Annotated in this window: 17 protein-coding genes; 8 read left to right on the top strand and 9 right to left on the bottom strand. The window is 36.9% G+C overall.

The genetic code is table 11. The annotated features are described in order from the left end of the window. The first annotated feature begins 320 nt into the window (after positions 1-320). The 8 genes from DWB61_RS15890 (at position 321) to DWB61_RS15855 (ending at position 9,301) form a co-directional block, all read left to right on the top strand. Positions 321-1,316: an AAA family ATPase gene (locus DWB61_RS15890; protein WP_125031905.1), complete on the top strand. Its 996-nt coding sequence runs from the start codon at positions 321-323 to the stop codon at positions 1,314-1,316. 104 nt (positions 1,317-1,420) lie between these two features. Further along, a complete protein-coding gene (locus DWB61_RS15885) occupies positions 1,421-2,290 on the top strand; it encodes a DUF58 domain-containing protein (RefSeq protein ID WP_125031904.1) in 870 nt (289 codons plus the stop codon). A 127-nt stretch (positions 2,291-2,417) separates the two neighbouring features. Next, a complete protein-coding gene (locus DWB61_RS15880) occupies positions 2,418-3,446 on the top strand; it encodes a hypothetical protein (RefSeq protein ID WP_125031903.1) in 1,029 nt (342 codons plus the stop codon). A gap of 115 nt (positions 3,447-3,561) precedes the next feature. Continuing rightward, complete coding sequence (locus DWB61_RS15875; RefSeq protein WP_125031902.1) at positions 3,562-4,554, top strand: vWA domain-containing protein; 993 nt, start codon at positions 3,562-3,564, stop codon at positions 4,552-4,554. Positions 4,555-4,660: 106 nt separating this feature from the next. Then, positions 4,661-5,692, top strand: coding sequence for a vWA domain-containing protein (locus DWB61_RS15870; protein ID WP_125031901.1), 1,032 nt, complete (start codon positions 4,661-4,663; stop codon positions 5,690-5,692). Between the two features lie 36 nt (positions 5,693-5,728). Beyond that, positions 5,729-6,526 (top strand): tetratricopeptide repeat protein, encoded by a 798-nt coding sequence (locus DWB61_RS15865; protein WP_125031900.1) that lies wholly within the window; start codon positions 5,729-5,731, stop codon positions 6,524-6,526. A gap of 205 nt (positions 6,527-6,731) precedes the next feature. Further along, positions 6,732-8,543 (top strand): BatD family protein, encoded by a 1,812-nt coding sequence (locus DWB61_RS15860; RefSeq protein WP_125031899.1) that lies wholly within the window; start codon positions 6,732-6,734, stop codon positions 8,541-8,543. A gap of 2 nt (positions 8,544-8,545) precedes the next feature. Next, the gene (locus tag DWB61_RS15855; RefSeq protein ID WP_125031914.1) at positions 8,546-9,301 is read left to right on the top strand and encodes a tetratricopeptide repeat protein; all 756 of its coding nucleotides are present in this window, start codon (positions 8,546-8,548) and stop codon (positions 9,299-9,301) included. 57 nt (positions 9,302-9,358) lie between these two features. Here DWB61_RS15855 and buk read toward each other — a convergent pair whose 3' ends face one another. From buk to DWB61_RS15810, 9 genes are all read right to left on the bottom strand, one after another. Then, complete coding sequence (buk, locus tag DWB61_RS15850) at positions 9,359-10,432, bottom strand: butyrate kinase (protein WP_125031898.1); 1,074 nt, start codon at positions 10,430-10,432, stop codon at positions 9,359-9,361. 61 nt (positions 10,433-10,493) lie between these two features. Next, on the bottom strand, positions 10,494-11,639 hold the full coding sequence (locus DWB61_RS15845) for an acyl-CoA dehydrogenase family protein (RefSeq protein ID WP_125031897.1): 1,146 nt from the start codon (positions 11,637-11,639) through the stop codon (positions 10,494-10,496). A gap of 85 nt (positions 11,640-11,724) precedes the next feature. After that, positions 11,725-13,521: an acyclic terpene utilization AtuA family protein gene (locus DWB61_RS15840; protein ID WP_125031896.1), complete on the bottom strand. Its 1,797-nt coding sequence runs from the start codon at positions 13,519-13,521 to the stop codon at positions 11,725-11,727. Positions 13,522-13,585: 64 nt separating this feature from the next. Continuing rightward, on the bottom strand, positions 13,586-15,562 hold the full coding sequence (locus tag DWB61_RS15835; protein ID WP_125031895.1) for an acetyl/propionyl/methylcrotonyl-CoA carboxylase subunit alpha: 1,977 nt from the start codon (positions 15,560-15,562) through the stop codon (positions 13,586-13,588). Between the two features lie 9 nt (positions 15,563-15,571). Beyond that, positions 15,572-16,378, bottom strand: coding sequence for an enoyl-CoA hydratase-related protein (locus tag DWB61_RS15830; RefSeq protein ID WP_191984787.1), 807 nt, complete (start codon positions 16,376-16,378; stop codon positions 15,572-15,574). Positions 16,379-16,400: 22 nt separating this feature from the next. After that, complete coding sequence (locus tag DWB61_RS15825) at positions 16,401-18,008, bottom strand: carboxyl transferase domain-containing protein (RefSeq protein WP_125031894.1); 1,608 nt, start codon at positions 18,006-18,008, stop codon at positions 16,401-16,403. Between the two features lie 235 nt (positions 18,009-18,243). After that, positions 18,244-19,071, bottom strand: coding sequence for a mechanosensitive ion channel family protein (locus DWB61_RS15820; protein WP_125031893.1), 828 nt, complete (start codon positions 19,069-19,071; stop codon positions 18,244-18,246). 60 nt (positions 19,072-19,131) lie between these two features. Beyond that, positions 19,132-19,929 carry a (Fe-S)-binding protein gene (locus DWB61_RS15815; RefSeq protein WP_125031892.1) on the bottom strand — a complete coding sequence of 266 codons (798 nt, stop codon included), beginning with the start codon at positions 19,927-19,929 and terminating at the stop codon, positions 19,132-19,134. A 36-nt stretch (positions 19,930-19,965) separates the two neighbouring features. Next, positions 19,966-21,225 carry a 4Fe-4S dicluster domain-containing protein gene (locus tag DWB61_RS15810; RefSeq protein WP_125031891.1) on the bottom strand — a complete coding sequence of 420 codons (1,260 nt, stop codon included), beginning with the start codon at positions 21,223-21,225 and terminating at the stop codon, positions 19,966-19,968. Between the last annotated feature and the right edge of the window lie 47 nt (positions 21,226-21,272).

Here is a 21,272-nt window from a genome sequence, read left to right as displayed (position 1 = left end):
TCTGATTTCATATTCATACAGGCTGAAACAACAAAACACTCCTATAGCATTGCTCCTACAATTAAAGCTTAACAAAAATTAACGACAAACAACTTTTATAAGTACTCCAAAAAATTATCTTTGTAGGGCACAAAAAATAATTGTCATTATTGTTGCCCTAAAAAGCAGTTCCAAGCATTGCTTTTTTTGAATGGAAGTCATTTCATTTTTGGAACAAAACTGTTTTATCAAGTTTTCTTCTTCATATAACAGTCCTCAAAATAAACGATTTCCACATTAATGAGTAAACGTTTAATAATTCAAGCAAAATATACTTTTTTATGATGCAGACAGTTGATATCAAAGAGCTAAACGAGCGTATCCAACAGGAAAGTTCCTTCGTGGATATGATTTCTATGGAAATGAATAAGGTTATTGTTGGACAAAAGCATTTGGTTGAGAGCCTATTAATTGGCTTGCTTTCCAATGGACACATCCTTCTTGAAGGTGTTCCCGGATTGGCAAAAACCCTTGCTATCAATACCCTTGCGACAACTATAGACGCAAACTTTAGCCGTATTCAGTTTACGCCAGACCTTTTACCTGCCGACCTTATCGGTACCATGATCTATTCTCAAAAGAAAGAGGAATTTGTTGTAAAAAAAGGACCAATCTTCGCCAACTTTATTCTTGCCGATGAAATTAACCGTGCCCCTGCTAAAGTACAGGCTGCTCTTTTAGAGTCTATGCAGGAACGTCAGGTGACTATTGGCGACCATACTTATAAGTTAGAAGAGCCGTTTTTAGTTATGGCAACTCAAAATCCGATTGAGCAAGAAGGAACCTACCCTCTTCCAGAGGCACAGGTGGACCGTTTTATGCTTAAGGTGGTTATCAATTACCCTAAGAAAGATGAAGAGCAATTAATCATGCGTCAGAATCTTTTAAAGATATTCCCTATCGCTAATCAAATTCTTAAACCAGAAGATATTCTTAAGGCACGTAGCGTGGTGAAGGATGTGTATATGGATGAGAAAATCGAAAAATACATTGTTGATATTGTTTTCGCGACACGTTTCCCTGCAGATTATGGTCTTGATAAATTCAAAGAAATGATTGCTTTTGGTGGTTCTCCTCGTGCCAGTATTTCCTTAGCATCTGCAGCTAAAGCCTATGCCTTTATCAAACGTCGTGGTTACGTTATTCCTGAGGATATCCGTGCCGTTTGTCACGATGTTCTTCGCCATCGTATTGGTTTAACTTATGAGGCAGAAGCTAACAACATCACTAGCGAACACATTATCTCTGAAATTTTGAATACTGTTGAAGTACCATAGTAATTATGAATAAGGAATTAAGAATTATGAATGACATTGTTTTTCGTAATTCTTTATTCCAACGATTTAATTATTAATTCATAATTATCAATTCGTAATTAACTATGGAGACTAGTGAACTATTAAAGAAAGTTCGGAAAATCGAGATCAAAACCAAGGGCTTGTCTCGAAATATATTTGCTGGAGAATATCACTCAGCATTTAAAGGACGAGGTATGACCTTTAGTGAGGTTCGCGAATACCAATATGGCGACGACATTCGTAATATCGACTGGAATGTAACGGCTCGCTACAATACCCCTTTCGTTAAGCTTTTCGAAGAAGAGCGTGAAATGACCGTGATGCTGATGATTGACGTGAGTGGTTCCCGTGAGTTTGGAACCATGTCGAAACTCAAGAAAAATCAGATTACTGAAATTGCAGCCGTGCTTGCCTTTTCGGCCATTCAAAACAACGATAAAATTGGTGTTCTTTTCTTTTCAGATATCATTGAAAAGTTTATTCCACCAAAAAAAGGGAAATCACATATTCTACGAATCATTCGAGAATTGATCGATTTTAAACCCGAACACCGTAAAACTGACATTAATAATGCTCTTCGCTACCTGACTAAAGCCATCAAGAAGCGTTGTACCACTTTCGTGATATCCGATTTCATCGACGATAATGACTTTGAAAAGTCTTTAAGTATCGCTAACAACAAGCACGATGTGGTCGCTCTTAAAATTTACGATAAGCGAGAGGAAGAATTGCCTTCAATCGGACTTGTTAGAATGCTCGATGCTGAGACCCGCCAATACCAATGGGTGGATACCTCAAGTTCTAAGGTAAGAAACGCTCATGCTAAATGGTGGAGAGAGAATCAATCAAAAGTTGATGAGATTTTCAAACGTTCAGGTGTAGATGTGGCAAATATCAGAACCGATCAGGACTATGTGCGATCGTTAATTGCCCTATTTAAACGAAGAGCCTAATCAATTTACGATTAGCAATTAATAATAAATTGAAAAGTGGTTGAATTGCTAAAATGTTAGATTGACACATTTGAACTTTTGACCTTTTAAAATCTTAACATAACTTACTCATCCGAAATTTAATAAGATGATAGGATTACAAACAATAAAAAAACAATTCCAAAGAAGCTTCTTACTTCTGAGTTTTGCCTTGCTCCTAAATCCAGCGATGGCACAAGAAAGTGAAGATGACTTTAAAGTTAGTGTTGCTTTGGATACCAATGTAATTGCCATTGGCGATCAGATCAACTTGAAACTTTCTGTTGATCAGCCTAAAGGTATTACAATTGGATTCCCTGTTTTCACAGATAGTATTACAAAAAATATTGAAATTGTTCGTCAGTGGGCCTCAGATACCACAAAGAAAAAAGATGGTAGTCTGAAGATTAATAAGAGATTCCTAATTACTTCCTTTGATGGTGGCGTTCATAAGATTCCTCCTTTCGTATTTAAATTGAATGGGGAAAATATCAATAACATTATTCGTACCGATACCATGCAATTGGGCGTGCGTAGTTTTGAAATTGATACCACAAAAGCCAATTTCGATATTGCCATGCCTATTCATACGCCAGTATCATTTGCTGAAGTTGCGCCTTGGGCTGGTGGTGGTTTAATACTTATTGCCATTCTTTTTGCTGCTTATTATTTCTATCGCAGATACAAGAGCAATCAGCCCTTATTCAAATCTGTAGTTCCTGCTGAACCTGCTCATGTTATCGCACTCAGAAAACTTGAAGAAATTGACAATCAAAAGCTCTGGCAGAGCGGACATATTAAGCAATATCATTCGGATCTTACCGATGCGGTTCGTAACTATCTTGACAAACGTTTTGGTTTGGCAACTCTGGAATCGACGACTGATGAGACTCTGGATGCTATTTCTGAAGACATCATGCATAAGGATCTGATTTCTGACTTGAAAGTTATTTTGGAAAGAGCTGATTTAGCAAAGTTTGCCAAATTTCAACCTCTTCCAGATGAAAACCAATTGAGTTTGAAGTATGCTTATCGCATTGTCGAAAAAACACTAATAAAAGAAACAGTAAAAGAAGAAACGGAAGAGACAAACCAGATTGAACCAACAAATGGTCAAGAAGTTGACAAGAGCGTGTAATGAGCAATAGATTAGAAGTTAGAGTTTGTCTGTTATCATTTTAGCAATAAGACACTTTAACCTTTATCCTTTTTAACCTTTATCCTTATTAACCTTTACACTTGGTACTTAAAATATGAATAATCTAGATTTTGCAAATCCTGAATACCTATACTTACTGCTGCTAATTGTTCCTGTTATTGCATGGTACTTTTGGCGCGATAAGAAGGCACATGCCAGCATCCAGGTCTCTACATTAAAGAGTCTGTCCAAGGCACCTAAAACATATAAATATTATTTCCGACATGCGCTTATTCTTTTAAGAGTTCTAGCGATTGCTTTTTTGGTGATTGCCTTGGCTCGTCCACAATCGAGTAACGATTGGAAAAATGTAAGTTCAGAAGGTATCGACATCGTTATGTCACTGGATATTTCAAGTAGTATGTTAGCTCAAGATTTCGAACCTAACCGTTTAGAAGCTGCTAAAGATGTGGCAACCCAATTTATAACGGGACGTCAGCAAGATAAAATTGGCTTGGTCATTTTTAGTGGAGAGAGTTTTACACAATGTCCACTAACGACTGATCACGCCGTATTAATCAACCTTTTCAGCGATATCAAATCAGGAATGATTGAAGATGGAACGGCTATTGGTTTGGGTTTGGCAAATGCTGTGAATCGTTTGAAAGATAGTGAAGCCAAATCGAGAGTGGTTATTCTACTGACCGATGGGGTAAACAACCAAGGTGAAATTGCACCTATTACCGCTGCGGAACTTGCTAAAACCTATGGCATTCGTGTTTATACAGTGGGTATTGGAACTCAAGGTACCGCACCCTACCCTTTCAGAACGCCTTTTGGCATTCAAATGCAGGATATGCCCGTAGAAATTGATGAGGCTACTTTAACAGATATCGCTGAGCTTACAGGTGGGAAATACTTTAGGGCAACGGATAACAATAAGCTAAAAGCCATCTACGAAGAAATTGATCAGATGGAAAAAAGAAAGATAGAAGTGAAACAGTTTAGTACAAAGAGTGAAGCATACAAAAGCTATGCACTTTGGGCTGCTTTATTCCTTTTACTTGAAATTGCATTCCGTAACAGTATTCTTAGAAACATTCCTTAATAAATTTATGATTGAGGATTATTGATTTAAGATTAAAATAAATAACCATTGAGGTGTGAATTATCACAAACCGAACAAATCGGTACTCATCTAATAATATTTGAAAATGAACCAGTTTCGTTTTGAACATCCAGAATATCTCTACTTATTCTTCATTATTCCAGCTCTTGTTGTGCTATACTACATCAGCTACAGAATGAAGAAAAAAGCACTAAAGGAATATGGCGATATGTCTATCATTTCGCAATTGATGCCTTTCGCATCATTCACACGACCTGTCTATAAATTCGCTATCATGCTTTTGGCTTTCAGTTTTCTTATTATTGCCATAGCTGGTCCACAGTTTGGCTCCAAGCTGAGAAAAATCAAGCGCAAGGGTGTTGAGATTGTTATTGCCTTAGATGTATCTAACTCAATGCTGGCACAGGATATTAAACCCAATCGTTTAGAGAGTGCAAAACGTGCGATTTCCCAAATGGTTGATAATTTGAATAACGACAAGATTGGATTAATTGTGTTTGCTGGTGAGGCTTACACACAGTTACCAATTACAACTGATTATTCTTCAGCAAAGCTGTTTTTATCGACTATCAATACAGATATTGTTCCTGTTCAGGGAACTGCAATAGGATCGGCCATTAATTTAGCAAGTAAGAGTTTTACTCCAGATAGTGAAGCAAGCAAAGCCATTATTGTCATTACCGATGGTGAAAACCATGAAGATGATGCAACCGCTGCTGCAAAAGCCGCTCTTGAACAAGGCATTGTTGTTCATACTATTGCTATGGGATTACCTAAAGGTGCTCCTATTCCAATAAAAGGGAAATCTGGTCAGTTTAGACAAAATGAAGAAGGCAATGTGGTTATCTCTAAACTAGATGAGAAAATGCTAGCTGAGATTGCTGAAGCTGGTGGTGGAAATATGATTAAAGCCAACAATACCACAACGGGATTAAAAGCGCTTTTCAAAGAAATTAATAAGATGGAGAAAACCGAATTAGAACAAAGAATCTATTCGGATTACGATGAGAAATTTCAATACTTTATTGCCTTTGTCCTTTTGCTTATTCTGATTGAATACCTAATTCTAGACAGAAAGAATCGTCATTTTAAAGATATTCATCTATTCAGTAAGTAAAATATTAAGATCAGGATTGATTAAAAAAAGATTAGCATGAAGATAAGAATTAGCCTATTCATTATAGCTCTGCTCAGCCTTGCTTGTTTTGAAGCAAACGCTCAGAAAGAGAGAAAATTTATCAGAAAAGGAAATGGTCTTTTCGAAAACAAGAACTTTGAGAATTCTGAAGTAGAATATCGCAAGGCTCTTGATAAGGATATCGCATCTTTTGAGGCTGCCTTCAACTTGGGTGATGCCCTTTACAAGCAAAAGAAATATGACGAAGCTTTGGAACAATTTCAAGCATTGGCTTCAAAAGAAACCGATCCTCAACGTTTAGGTCTTTTACACCACAATATTGGTAACACCCTACTCGTTAATAAAAAGATTGACGAGAGTATTGAAGCCTACAAACAATCGCTTCGCCATTTTCCTAATTCGAAAGAAACCAAATACAATTTGGAATATGCTCGTAAAATGAAGGAAAAAGAAGAACAAGAGAAAAAACAAAACAAGGATCAACAGAACCAGGATAATAAGGATAATAAAGACAAGAATAAAGATCAGGACAAAAAGGATCAGCAGAATAAAGACGATCAAAATAAAAAGCAAGACGACCAGAAAAAAGATCAGGATAAAAAGGAAGATCAAAAAGATAAAGAGCAGCAAAAGCCAGATGAAGGTGACAAGGATAAAAAACAAGAACCTAAAGAAGGTAAAATTTCTAAGGAAGATGCACAACGCTTGCTGAAAGCTCTAGAAAACGACGAGAAAAAAGTGCAACAGAAAGTTCAGAAAGCTAAGGCAAAAGCACAAGAAAAAAAGAAACAAAAAATTAAAAAGGACTGGTAGAGTACAATGATGAATTATGATTTTAGAATTATTATAAAAGCTAATTACTTAATTTCAATTCATAATTTATAACTCATAATTATAGTGCTAATTGAATTTCTAAATTAACATTAGACTTATTGAGTGCTTAGCCCCTATTCTGCAAAATTATCAGTAATTTTGGTTTTGCATAAATTTTAACCCTTAGAAAAATAAATATAGATTGATGAAGAGACTATTTTTCTTATTACTTACATGTCTATTTATTAGTACTTCGGCCTTTGCCGATAAAACTAAATTTACAGCTACAGCTCCCAATGTTGTGGCTCTTGGAGAACAATTTCGTTTATCCTATAGTTTGAATGAAAAGGGGGAAGGACTGAAACTTCCAGTAATAAAAGGCTTTAGAGTTCTTTTAGGCCCTTCTACTTCAACCAACATGAGCACACAGTATATCAATGGAAAGATGACTTCTAGTTCGTCTTATACATACACCTATGTATTACTTGCCGAAACAGAAGGCAAATTCACATTTGAGCCTGCTGAAATTACGGTTGATGGCAAACTAGTTAAATCGAATAGCCATACCATTGAAGTAGTTCGTTCAAGCACTAAGAATAAACAACAAGGAACACATCAAAGTACATCAGCCCAAGCGCAAAATATAACCAAAGACAATTTATATCTCAAGGTTAATGTCGATAGAAAATCTGTTTTTATGGGTGAGCCTGTAAAAGCAAGTTTGAAAATTTATACTAAAGATGTTAAAGTTGTCAACTTTGAGCAATTTAAAGAACCTTCCTACCAAGGGTTCTTAACTCAGAATATTGAAGGATCTAATTCTAATGCATTTCAAGGAGAAAATATAAATGGTGAAATATTCTACACTTATACAATTAAGGAGATTTTACTATTCCCTCAGCATGATGGAGAAATTATTATTGATCCTATGGAGTTGAGTTGTATTGTGCAATTAACTGCTCAGGCCCGCTCAAGAGGCTTCTTCGACGATTTCTTTAATAACTATAAGAATGTACGTGTTCCTCGTAAATCAGAGCCTGTTAAAATTAAGGTTAAACCAGTACCGAATAATGCACCTAAAAGTTTCGATGGTGCTGTTGGTCAGTTTAAGATGAATACGACCATCAACCAAGATTCGGTTAAAGTTGACGATGCCATCACCATGAAAGTGACGATCTCGGGTAATGGAAACATGAAACTTATCAATCCATTAAAATTTGATTTCCCTGCAGACTTTGAGGTTTATGATCCAAAAACCAATCAAAATTTACAGAGTTCAGCTAAGGGCATGACGGGTTCAACGACATTTGAATATTTAATTATTCCTCGCCACGCAGGTGATTTTACGATTCCTGCTAACGAGTTTACCTATTTCGATCCAAATGCAAAACGTTATATAACCAAACTAAGTCCTGAGTTTAAAATTTATGTTGAAAAAGGTGAAGGTGGCATTTCAAATACTACCATTAGCTCTTTCACGAAGGAAGATGTGAAGTTTATTGGAAAAGACATTCGCTTTATTAAGACCAATATTTTTGAACCCATTTACAAAGGTGAAATCTTCTTTGGAACGCTTAATTTCTATTTGGCTTACATCTTACCTCTTTTCATTTTCTTAATGGCATTTGTATTCAATCGTAAGCGAATCAAACAAAATGCAGATGTGGCTAAGATGAAAAATAAGCGTGCAAATCGAGTTGCTATGAAACGTTTAAAAGCAGCATCAATAAGCCTAAAAGCAAATAAAAAAGAAGCTTTCTATGATGAGATATTGAAAGCTCTATGGGACTATATCTCAGATAAGTTCAACTTACCCTTATCCGATTTGAGTAAGGACAATATCAATGGTATTCTTGTCGAGAAAGAAATTGAAAAGGAGATCATTACCGATTTCATGGCTATTCTAGATACTTGCGAGTTTGCACGTTATGCTCCATCAAGTGGCTCATCCGAAATGGACAGTCTTTATCAGAAAACCATAGATACTATTACCAAACTTGAAAAAAACATCAAGTAATTATGCAAAAGTTCATTTACACCCTTATAGCCTTAGCTTTATCTATTCAGCTTTTTGCTCAAATTCAAGCAAATCCAATTCAAGAAGCTAATGACCTTTATCAGAAAGGCGAATATGAAGAAGCTGTAAAATCATACGAATCTGTATTGGAGACTCGTATTGAAGCTCCAGAAATCTATTTCAATCTTGCTAATGCCTATTACAAAACCGGCAAAATAGCCCCAGCTATTCTGAATTACGAAAGAGCTCTTCTTCTATCTCCTGAGGATGAGGATATCAAATACAATTTAGAGTTAGCTCAGAAAAATGTGACTGACAAGTTAGAAGTTCTTCCTGAATTCTTTGTGAGCTCATGGGTTTCTGGCTTATGGAACAGTTTATCAGCCAATGCTTGGTCTTGGTTATCAATAGGATTCTTTTTCTTCTTCTTAGCTTTAATGAGCTTGTATTTATATAGCAAGCTAAGTCGAATAAAAAAACTGGGCTTCTTCCTATCAATTCTGTGTTTACTTTCAAGTCTGGTATTCTACAATTTTGCTTCAAAAATGAACGAGCAATTAACGCTTCGTCAATATGCGATCATTTTTAATCCTAGTGTTACAGTTAAGGGCTCTCCTGACGAAAGTGGCACACAACTTTTCTTATTGCACGAAGGCACCAAAGTAAAAGTTATTGAAGCACTTGGCGACTGGCGCAACATTAAAATAAGCGATGGCAACCAAGGCTGGATAAAAAAAGAAGATATTGAGATCATCTAGATTATGAATCAAAATAAAAGGCAACTGAATAGTTGCCTTTTTTTAAGCCTAACAGACTTAATAGTTCTTGATTTCAGTTTCACCTCTAAGAATCATTTGTCCATAATAAGATAAGGCTCCCAATACTTCTGCCCCAGGAATAACATATACAGGAGCAATAACCTCAACTCTATTACGAATTTCACGAACAAACTTATCGTCCTTTGCTAAACCTCCAGTTAGTATGACTCCATCAACAGCTTCCCCTTCAAAGCAAACATATAAGGATGATATGTATTTAGATACCTGATAAGCCATAGCAGACAAAACCTCTTCGGCTTTCTCATCTCCAGCATCTCTTAGCTGGCAAACATCATAAGCGCTATATGTTTTAAAATAAGCATACAAGCCCCCTTCGCCTGTCTGCATTTTCAACATTTCTTCTTTGGTATATTTTCCAGAATAACACATTTTTATCACATCACCCATTGGTAAAGAACCACTACGAATTGGAGAGAATGGACCATCGCCATCATAAGCTTGATTCGCATCAATCACTCGGCCTTTTTTATGAGCTCCAATACTAATTCCACCACCAAGATGTGCCACGATCAAATTCATATCCTCATACTCTGCATACTTGATCTTAGCATACTTTCGTGCAGATATTTTATGATTGAGAGCATGGAAAATTGAGCGTCGCTTAAACTCTGGTCGTCCAGTAAAACGAGCGATATCCTGAAGTTCATCTACTACAACAGGATCAGCAATATAAGCATGTGCTCCTTTAATGGCTTTTGCAATTCCATCAGCCAATAAACCTCCCAGATTAACAACATCTTCACCAAATTCAGCAGATCTAAGATCTTGAACCATTTCTTCGTTTACACGATAAACTCCAGACTCAACTGGCTTAATCAAACCACCACGACCAATAACAACCTTAATGTGTTTGATCTCAATATCATTCTCTTCAAGTTCTTTCAATATCACAGAAGTGCGATATTCGACCTGATCGTTAAAGGAAGGGTTAATACCCTTTTCTAAGTTGTGATGATTAATTTTCTTGAAAAACAAAGTCGAATTCCCCTGATATACAGCCACTCTTGTGAAGTAGGTTCGTGGATTAAGTGCTAAAACTAGATCTCTCATATTATTCGTGTTTATTGTTCGTATTTTGATTAAAATCTCCTATTTCATATTCTTTTGACGTTTAACATCCAATATATCTTGATATAACTAAGCGTTGAATTTCCGAAGTCCCTTCTCCAATCTGTAGCAAACGCTGATCCCGATAAAATCGCTCAATAGGATACTCTTTCATCAGACCATATCCACCATGAATTTGAACCCCCTCATCAGCAACTTGTTTTGCTATTTCAGAGCAATATAATTTCGACATAGCCGCTTCCTTTTCAAATGGCTGGCCATTATCCTTCAACCAACAAGCTTTATACAAAAGGTTCCTGGCTAATTCAATCTTCGTTGCCATATCAGCCAATTTAAAGCTGTTGATTTGGAATTTTGAGATTGGTTTCCCAAATTGCTTACGTGCCTTTGCATATTCCAGAGCCATTTCAAAAGCACCCTGTGCTAAACCAAGTCCCATTGCAGCAATCGACAAGCGTCCCGAATCAAGAGTCTTCAACATGATTTTAGATCCCATTCCACGTTCTCCAAGAATATTTTCTTTGGGTACTCTGCAATTATCGAAAAACATTTGAGAAGTGTCAGAAGCACGCCACATAAGTTTACCATGCATTGGCTGACTTTTCCACCCTGTGGTACCTTTTTCAACTAATACACAGGTGAATTCTTTTTCCTCTCCATTTATTGCTGATATGGTTTGAACTGTAACACCTGAGGTTTGTATATTTGATCCATTCGTAATAAATATTTTGGATCCATTAATCTCCCACATGGCACCAAGATCCTTTACAAAAGTCTTGGTTCCTCTAGAATCAGATCCAGCCTCAGCTTCGGTTAATCCAAAAGCCCAAAGCTCATTTCCGGAACAAAGTCCAGGTAAATATTTTAATTTTTGCTCCTCGGTTCCAAAATTATAGATTGGACCAATTCCCAATGAGTTGTGTGCGGCTAAAGTTGCTGCATGCGATCCGTCAACTCGAGCCACTTCTTCAACTGCAATAATGTAGGAAAGATAATCGCTTCCATGTCCACCATACTTCTCGGGTAAAAACATGCCGAAAAGTCCCATCTCTCCCATTTTCTTTGTCAACTCAGGAGAGAATTCTTCTTTCTCATCTAATTCAGCAGCGAGAGGTTTAATCTCTCTTTCAGCAAAATCGCGAACCGCCTTCCTTATTATATAATGTTCTTCGTTTAAAAAAGGATCCATATGCTGTGTATTTTCTTCTTGTTATAAGTTAAGAATTATTTCAAGACTCAACTTCAATCAATTCAATTAATAATTCAAACTATTTTCACTTGATCTCTTTCAGGTAGACCTTTGGAATAGGAAATGTTTGATTTAATAATGCCGAAGCCATTGTTTTACCTTGTGCATCAATCATCAGTGATTTTGTTCCACCACCATCTAAGGACTCTTCTAAGAGGAAATTCAAAGCCAATAAGTTATCCAGTTCATATCGCTTCACCTTCCCCTTGCAAATACCTTTAAACATCGTTTTCACGACCTCAGAGCTTAAGCTTGATTTCAGATAATTATAAATCGATTCTGATCGGGCTAAAACACCTATATTAAAGGTATCACCCTTATCTCCAGAACGCGCCATACAAACTGTTCTAAGAGGCACATGTTCCATCTCCATATGAGTATATTTATCACTGGAAGCCGACTGAGATTTTGATTTTTCCACATTAAAATCAGCTTCATTTCCCAAAACAGAGTCAATTTCATAGGTTTCTTGTATGTCGCCCTTTGAATCTAAAACATGTACTGTTGTTTGAATCAAAGTTTTCGGAACAAGTGTCGGCCAATAAGTCATAACCTGCTGACCACGAGATCTTCCTCCAATCACAGCTACGCCCGGAGGCCCACTCAATATCAATGGCGCAATGCTTGTCGAAAAGGCTTTAATTTTATCTAAATCATCATCGTAAACAGAAAAGCGCAGTAGAATTTCATTGGGATCGATTTCTTCAACCAAATCCTGATGGCAAGCGTTATAGCCAACGTATTCTGTATTGGTTTTCTTATAATCAATGTTCAGCCTTTGCCAGAATATTTTTTCAAACTCACGAGCTTTATTTAAAACATGTCCTCCTGAAATCACAATAGAACTAACCGCCTTATAACCGTCCTCATAGGCCATAGACACTTTCAAAAAATGGGTAGAAGGATGACCTTTAGCATTTTTCACTAAAACTCTATCACGAGATACATCAGTCAACTCCAATTGACTAAAATCTGCAACCACATCAGGACTAATATAATGCTTTGGATCACCCATTTCATAAACCAACTGTTCACGAATGGTATCACAACTGACTAGTCCACCTGTATTGGGATGTTTATAAACCTCAAAGCTGCCATCACGATTCATTTCAACAATCGGATAACCCATATTATCCCACTTTTCAACCTTATGCCAATCTGTAAAATTACCGCCGCTGGCTTGTGCACCACACTCAATAATATGACCAGCCACCAAGCCGGCAGCTAGTTTATCCCAATCATCCAGATCCCAACCGAGTTCATAGATAAAAGGTGCCATGGTTATTGATGTATCAGTCACTCTTCCAGCCAGAATTAAATCGGCACCACTTTCGAGTGCTTTTAATAAAGGAGGCACACCCAGATAGACATTTGCAGATTGAATGTTATCCTTTATATAAGCAAAGTCATCACCCGTCTCCATATCCGTAAACATGGCCTTATCAGGATAAAATTCATCAATTCGCTCAATAATATTATCCCCAATGACAACTGCAATTTTCAAGTCAACGCCTTTAACTTTCAGCTCTTCTAAAATTTTTCTTGCACAAGCTAAAGGATTAATACCACCTGCATTGGTTAGCATTCTCACCTTTTTTGCTTTCATCAACTCAGCCACATCAACAATTTGATCGACAAAATCACCCACATAGCCCATGGATTCATTCTTCAACTGCTGTTTTCGAAGGATACTCATGGTAACCTCAGCCAAAAAGTCTGAAGAAATATAATCTACTTCTCCCCCTTCTAACTGACGTCTTAAAACCCCGAGATCATCACCCCAAAAACCACCGGCATTTGCTATTCGAATTTTATCTTTCATCTGTCTATCTTTTAATTAACAATTGAGAATACTCAATTCCAATCGTATAAGTTCATAATTTACCCTACGCCTCAATCAATTTTATAAGTTCCATTTGACTTTTTACCTGTTCACCTTCCTTAATCACGATTTCAGAAACTACCGCATCGAAAGGTGCCAATATGCTATTTTCCATTTTCATGGATTCCAGAATAAGTAAAACATCTGATTTTTGAATTTTCTCTCCAAGCTTCACATTAATCTTAACAACTTTACCAGGAAGAGGTGCAAGAATCCGATCTCCAGACTTACCAACTTCTTCAAAGCTCTCATTGAAAAGTTCATTAACAGAATCAGACCAACGTCGCAAACTCACAAGTATCCCTTTACAAGAAATATGTGCCTCATTACGCTCATCCTTTGAAATATAGAATGAATAAATCTTACCTTTGTGAATCAGGTTTATACAATTATTATTTAACTCTAACTTTTCAAAACGATAAGGCTTACTATCTATCTCGTAAGTCATTTTATCCCTTGAAATAACTTCAATCGTTTTATCATCGTGAGTTAACTTAAATGCTTTTCTTGCATTGCGCCAATAACCAATCTCCTCCCAAATATTCTTAGCCTGATCTATCTGCAAGTCAAAATGTGAGAAGGCAGCATAGAATAAAGCATGATCAATAGATTGCTGATCTTGATTCATCCGAACTAAAAGTTCTTTCTCGTTATCCTTGCAGAAATGAGTTGATATCTGATTTTGATTATACTCATCTGTCCCAATCAAATTCTTAAGAAAATGGATATTATTCTTTATTCCATGAATGTGATAATCTGACAAGGCTTGTTTCAAACCCTCAATGGCCAGATCTCGTGACTCATCCCAAACAATCAATTTCGAAATCATAGGATCAAAATCCGGGTAAATCATACTAGCATCAGACAATGAGGAATCCACACGAAGTTTCGTGTTTGTTACAACTGGTTCCCTATAAAACTCAACATATCCTGGAGCAGGAATAAAATCTTGTTCAGGATCTTCGGCATAGATTCTGGCTTCAATGGCATGACCATTCAAAACAATATCCCCTTGCTTATATCTAAGTTTCTTACCTGATGCAATCGCAAGCTGCTCTTCAACCAAATCGATACCTGTAATCATTTCTGTAACGGGATGTTCAACTTGAATTCTCGTATTCATCTCCAGGAAGTAGAACGCATTGTTCTCATCCATCAAGAACTCAATTGTACCCGCATTAGAATAGCCTAAAGCTTGAGTTAAACGAACGGCAGCATTCCCCATTCTTTGTCTAAGTTCAGGGCTTACACTTGCTGATGGAGCTTCTTCAATAATTTTCTGAAAACGACGCTGTATCGAACATTCTCTCTCAAATAAGTGAATGGCATTCCCATGTTTATCTGCCAAAACCTGAACTTCGATATGACGTGGATTTTCAATATAACGTTCCAATAGCACTTCACCATCACCAAAGTATTTTTCAGCCTCACGAGAGGTTGCCAAAATCGCTGATTCCAAATCTGACTCTGCTCTGACAATGCGCATGCCTTTACCACCACCTCCTGCAGCCGCCTTCACCAAAATAGGAAATTGCAATTGAGAAGAATTCTTCAATAAAGTTGCCTTATCGCCAATAATACCCTCTAAAACAGGCAAATTCTGTAAAACAGCAAATTCACGAGCATTAACCTTATTGCCCATCAATTCGATAGATTTTGCATCGGGCCCGACAAAATCAATATTAGCCTCTGAACATGCTTTTGCAAATTCAGGATTCTCAGCAAGAAATCCATAACCTGGATGAATGGCATCAGCCTTATTTTCAACAGCAATTTTGATAATTTGTTGCTTATCCAAATAAGTTGATAACAAATCATCTCCTTTAAGAGGGTAAGCCTCATCAGCTAAGCGAACATGATCAGCCTCCTTATCTTTATCAGAATAAATAACCAAGGTCGAAATACCCAATTTATGAGCGGTTCGAATGATTCGAACGGCAATTTCACCTCTGTTTGCTATTAGTAGTCGTTTATAATACATCTGTATCTATTATTTCACCCAATTCGGTTTTCTTTTTTCAAGAAAGGAATTCATGCCCTCTTGTCCTTCATCTGATTTTCTCAAATCAGCAATCATTTTAGCTGTATAAGTCATAGCTTCTTCATGACTTAGTCGATTACTCATATCATAGAGTAACTGCTTGCACTGTGAAACTGCAATAGGTCCACTTGTGCCAAGATTATGAATCAATTCTTCTAGTTTCGCTTTTCTTCTCTTCTGCCCCAATGACCAATTTACAAGGCCATATTTTTCAGCTTCTTTTCCCGAAAAACGAATACCGGTAAGCATCAGTTCTTTCGATTTGTATTCACCAACTCTTTTCATCACATAGGGCGAAATACAAGCTGGAACAATCCCAATTTTAACTTCACTAAGTGAGAAAACAGCTTTTTTATCAGCCAATACAAAATCGCAAGCCGCTAATAAACCATTCGCGCCACCTATAGCTGCCCCATGCACCATGGCTATTGTTGGAAACTTACAAGAGTAGATGGCATTGAAACACTGCGACAACTTAAAACTCTCCTGATAATTCTCCTCATGCGAATAATCAACGACAGACTTCATCCATTTTAAATCTGCGCCTGCACAAAATGAAGGCCCTCTACCTTCTATGATAAGTGTACGAATCTCAGTATTATCCATTGTTTCGAGCTCACCAAAGCAATGAATCAATTCAGATATCATTTCTTCATTAAAAGCATTGTGTATCTCAGGTCGATTCAAAAAAACGTAACCCATCTGATTCTCTATCTTAAATTCTATTGTTTTATACATGATCTCTGTTTCATTCATTTTTTCAAAAAAACACTTAGGATTACATTCGGAATACGCCAAACTTAGGTTCACCGTACTCTTTATTTTGAGAAGCTGCAATTCCTAGAGCGAGGACTTGTCTAGTTTCCAATGGATCTATAATCCCATCATCCCACATACGTGATGTGCTATAATACGGAGAGCCTTCTTCTTCGAACTTCTGTAAAATATTATCTCGAAGCTTTTTCTTTTCAGCCTCATCAAACTCCTGGCCTCGCGATTTTAACTGTTGTTCTTTCACTTGAACCAAAACACCTGCAGCTTGTTCACCACCCATAACCGATATTCTGGCATTAGGCCACATGAGTAACAAACGGGGCTCATAGGCTCGTCCTGCCATAGCATAATTTCCAGCTCCAAATGAACCACCTACAATAACTGTAAATTTGGGTACCTGTGCATTAGCCACAGCGTGAACCATCTTGGCGCCATCACGGGCAATGCCTTGATGTTCGTATTCTTTCCCCACCATAAAACCAGTAATATTTTGAAGGAATACCAAAGGTATTTTGCGCTGACAGCACAACTCAATAAAATGAGCGGCTTTAAGAGAGGTTTCGGAGAAAATAATACCGTTATTGGCAATAATACCCACCGGATAGCCCATTATTCTGGCAAAACCTGTTACAATGGTTGGAGCATATCGCTCTTTAAATTCATTAAAAGAACTCCCATCTACAATTCTCATGATCAGCTCACGAGCATCCAAAGGCTTTTTAAGATCTAAAGGTGCTAGTCCATACAATTCTGTAGGATCATAAGCTGGTTCTACAGCCTTTATCTTATCGAGAGTTTGTTTTTTTGGAATTGGAATTGATTCAAAAATATTACGACAGATTTGAATGGCATGTCTATCGTTTTCAGCCAAATAATCGGCTACACCCGACCTCGAGGTATGCACCTCAGCACCACCAAGTTCTTCTGCTGTAACTTCCTCACCCGTTGCAGCCTTAACCAAAGGAGGTCCACCAATAAAGATGGTGCCTTGTCCCCTGACAATAATGGTCTCATCACTCATGGCAGGCACATAAGCCCCACCAGCGGTACATGAGCCCATAACCATAGCAATTTGGGGTATACCTTTGGCTGACATTTGAGCCTGATTGAAAAAGAATCGACCAAAATCTAACTTATCAGGAAATACATTAGCCTGCTCAGGAAGAAAAGCACCTCCAGAATCGACCATATAAATACAAGCCAAGTGATTCTCCATAGCAATCTCTTGAGCTCGAATATGCTTTTTAATTGTTGACTGATTGTAGGTTCCACCTTTCACTGTCGCATCATTAGCAATGATGACACATTCTCGTCCTTGTACAAGCCCAATTCCGGTGACTATACCAGCTGATGGGAATTTATTATCGTACTGATTATAGGCAGCAAGAGGTGAAAGTTCTAGAAATGGGGTATTTTTATCCAATAGAAGTTCTATTCTATCGCGTACCAGAAGCTTTCCTCTGGAGAGGTGTTTTTCTCTTGCTTTGGGGTCAGCATCCTCAATAACCGATTTCAGTTTTTGACGATAGTCTTCGACCAAAGCTGCATAAGCTGCTTTGTTCGAAATAAATTCTTCAGATTGAGTATCTATTTTTGATTTTAAGCGGTACAATGTTTTTGATTTTTCGTGAGACAACTGAACAGAGCTTGTTCATTATATTCATCAAGTCATCATATTCAAATAATACTTGAATATAAATCAAATTTAAACAAAATACTAGCAGATCCGTTTTTCTTAATTAAAATATTCCTTTAAGAAAAACGAATTATCAAAGCTTATAAATGATCATTAAGATTCCTTCTCTACAATCAAACCCTTTAGCCCCTCATTATCAAAAACAAATATTTTATTTCATCAAATGCACATCTCTTTGAGGAAATGGAATTGTGACTCCATTCTTTCTGAAAGCCTCATCAATCGCGAATCTTAAATCACTTTTTATATTTTCAACTAAGAATGTCTCCTTCACCCAGAAATACAATTGAAAGTCGAGCGAGGATTCTCCAAAATTATTGAAACGAACAAAGGCTTCTGGTTTATTGGCGATCTTATTATGCCCCATGGCACAAGCTTTTAACAAGTCTCCTACCAATTTAACATCAGAACCATAAGCCACCCCAACTTCTACAAAAAATCGTGTTTTAAAATCAATATGACTCCAATTAATAATTCTATCATTAACAAATTTTGAATTCGGAACGATCATCACAATATCATCTCTGGTTTTTATTTTAGAAGTTCTCAAACCTATTTCAATCACCCTACCAACCGTATCGTCATCTAATTGAATGACATCATTAATCCGTAAATTCCTTTCTACAATTAGTACCAGTCCTGAAGCTATATCATTAAACAGTTGTTGAATACCCAAACCAACTCCAACCAAAAGAGCTGCAATACTAGCAAGCAGAACTGAAATCTGGACGCCTACCGTATCGAGTAATGCAATAACAACAATGACCCAGGTTAGATATTTAACAAATAAAAAAACGGACCAATAGACACCTTGATCACTCTCGCGTTTGGCAATAAAACGTTTAAAAACACGCTTTATTATTCTTAAAGCAATGATGGTTGCAATAAGGACACCAATAACGATTAAAACACCATACACAGTCAGACTAAAGTTCTTAGACGTTATCAAACTGTAATTCAAAAATTCTCCTATTCCCATTTATTAATTTGTTTCAAAAAAAACACAGCTCCCTTATTAGTAGCGAAGCTTAATCATATTCTATAAATCCAAGGCCTGAGAAACAATCTCGGCTATATCGAGATTCTCAACTTCGGTTTCCTTATTCTTAAACTTAATCCCATCAGTTAACATGGTCATGCAAAAAGGACAGGCAGTAGCCACTTTATCCACTTTTTGCTCAAGCACATCTTCGGTGCGTTCAATAAAGACCTCTTTATCCCCCTTTTCAGCTTCCTTAAACATTTGGGCACCACCAGCACCACAACAAAGAGCCGAACTTTTACTTCGTTTCATCTCTTTAACTTCACCATAAACAGCCTTTACAATATTTCTAGGTGCATCATAGATCTTATTCCCTCTACCTAAATAGCAAGGATCATGATAAGTGATGGATAGATTCTCAAAAGGATTCTTGTCCAAATTTAAGTTTCCCTTTTTGATTTGATCATCTAAAAACTCAGTATAATTAATCACTTCGTAATGACCTCCTAAATCCGGATATTCATTCTTAAGGGTATTATAACAATGAGGGCAAGTACAAATGATTTTTTTAATATTGTAGCCATTCAAAATTTCAATATTCTGCATGGCTTGCATCTGGAATAGCATCTCATTACCGGCACGTTTTGCTGCATCACCGGTACAACTTTCTTCGGTGCCTAAAACAGCATAACGTAATTCAAGGTGATTCAATATTTTTGCAAATGAGCGAGCAACTTTCTGATAACGAAGATCAAAAGCTCCTGCACATCCTACCCAGTATAAATACTCAACTTGTTCGCCTTTTGCAGCAACATCAGCCATTATTGGAATATCTATTTTCGTGTCTTTATTCATATAAATTAGATATGATTTTTCAATTTTTAAGATCAATTATTCTGCCCACTTCATTCTATCCTCAGGAGAATATTGCCAGGGGGCTCCATTATTTTCAATATTTGCAAACATGGCATTCAATCCTGCTGGAGCAGAAGCTTCTTCCATCACTAAATACCGTCGCATATCCATAATCAAATTTGGATGGCTTATTTCTATCGGGCACTCTTGTGCACATGCATTACAGGATGTACAAGCCCATATCTCTTCTTCACTAATATAATCTCTAATTAAACTCTTGGTATCATCTTCCCCTTTCAATATCAGAGTTCCCTTTTCATTCATTCGATGTCGTAAATCAACAAATATTTTACGTGGCGATAAACGTTTACCAGTAATGTTTGCAGGACAAACATCAGTGCAACGTCCACACTGAGTACAAGCTAATGAGTCCATATAATTTCGCCAGGTTACATCCTCAATATCTTTAACACCAAAACGGGTGACCTCCTCACTTTCATCGTAAGCTGCTTCAGGATCTAACATCAATTTAACCTCTCTGGTTATCGACTCAAGGTTAGGATATTTGGTTAATGGCTCAAGATTAGATAGAAAAACATTGGGTATGGATAAGAATACATGGAAATGCTTAGAGTAAGGCAGGTAATTCGCAAAAACAAATATCAATAGGATGTGAACCCACCAACCCGATTCTTGCAAAGCTCCAAAATCCATGGAAGTCCATTGGATAATTTTAGAAGAGACCGGATAAACACCCAACACCTCATTGGAATGGTTACTGATATACCCCAAATTAAAAACCAATAGGGATAGCATTAGGAAACCAATAAAATAAAGCGACAATTGAGCATCTAAATTTGTTTTAGGCGTAACTTCAACACCTTTAAAACGAGAGATATTCATAAAACTTCTTCTAATGATGAAGAGAATAATGAAAACCAGAATAATAAAAGCAAACACATCGCCTGATGCCATAATCACATCGTAAAAAATACCCATAAATGCAAAAGATCGATCAGAGCCTACAAGCCCATCAAAAACCATCTCAATACTCCCTAAAGTGATCACCAGAAACCCCCAAAAAACCAGAGCATGCATGAACCCAATAACGGGTTTTCTAAAAATTTTACTCTGCCCAAACGCGACGTTTAATGTACGTGTTATTCGTGCTGATATATTCTTAATGGGGTATGCAGGTTTTGTCAGTTTAAAGAAAGCTCTTAAACGAAATACCGACCAAACAAAAACACCCAGTGTAATAAGGAGAACAACAGTAAATAGAGTTTGCTTTATCATGATGATTAGGGTTAGCTTATATATTTGAAAATAATGAGTCAGCTACA

The sequence above is a fragment of the Ancylomarina euxina genome, assembly GCF_003863355.1.
GTDB lineage: Bacteria > Bacteroidota > Bacteroidia > Bacteroidales > Marinifilaceae > Ancylomarina > Ancylomarina euxinus.
The sequence above is the reverse complement of the archived record's forward strand: the minus strand, read 5'-3'. Positions and strand labels throughout refer to the sequence as shown.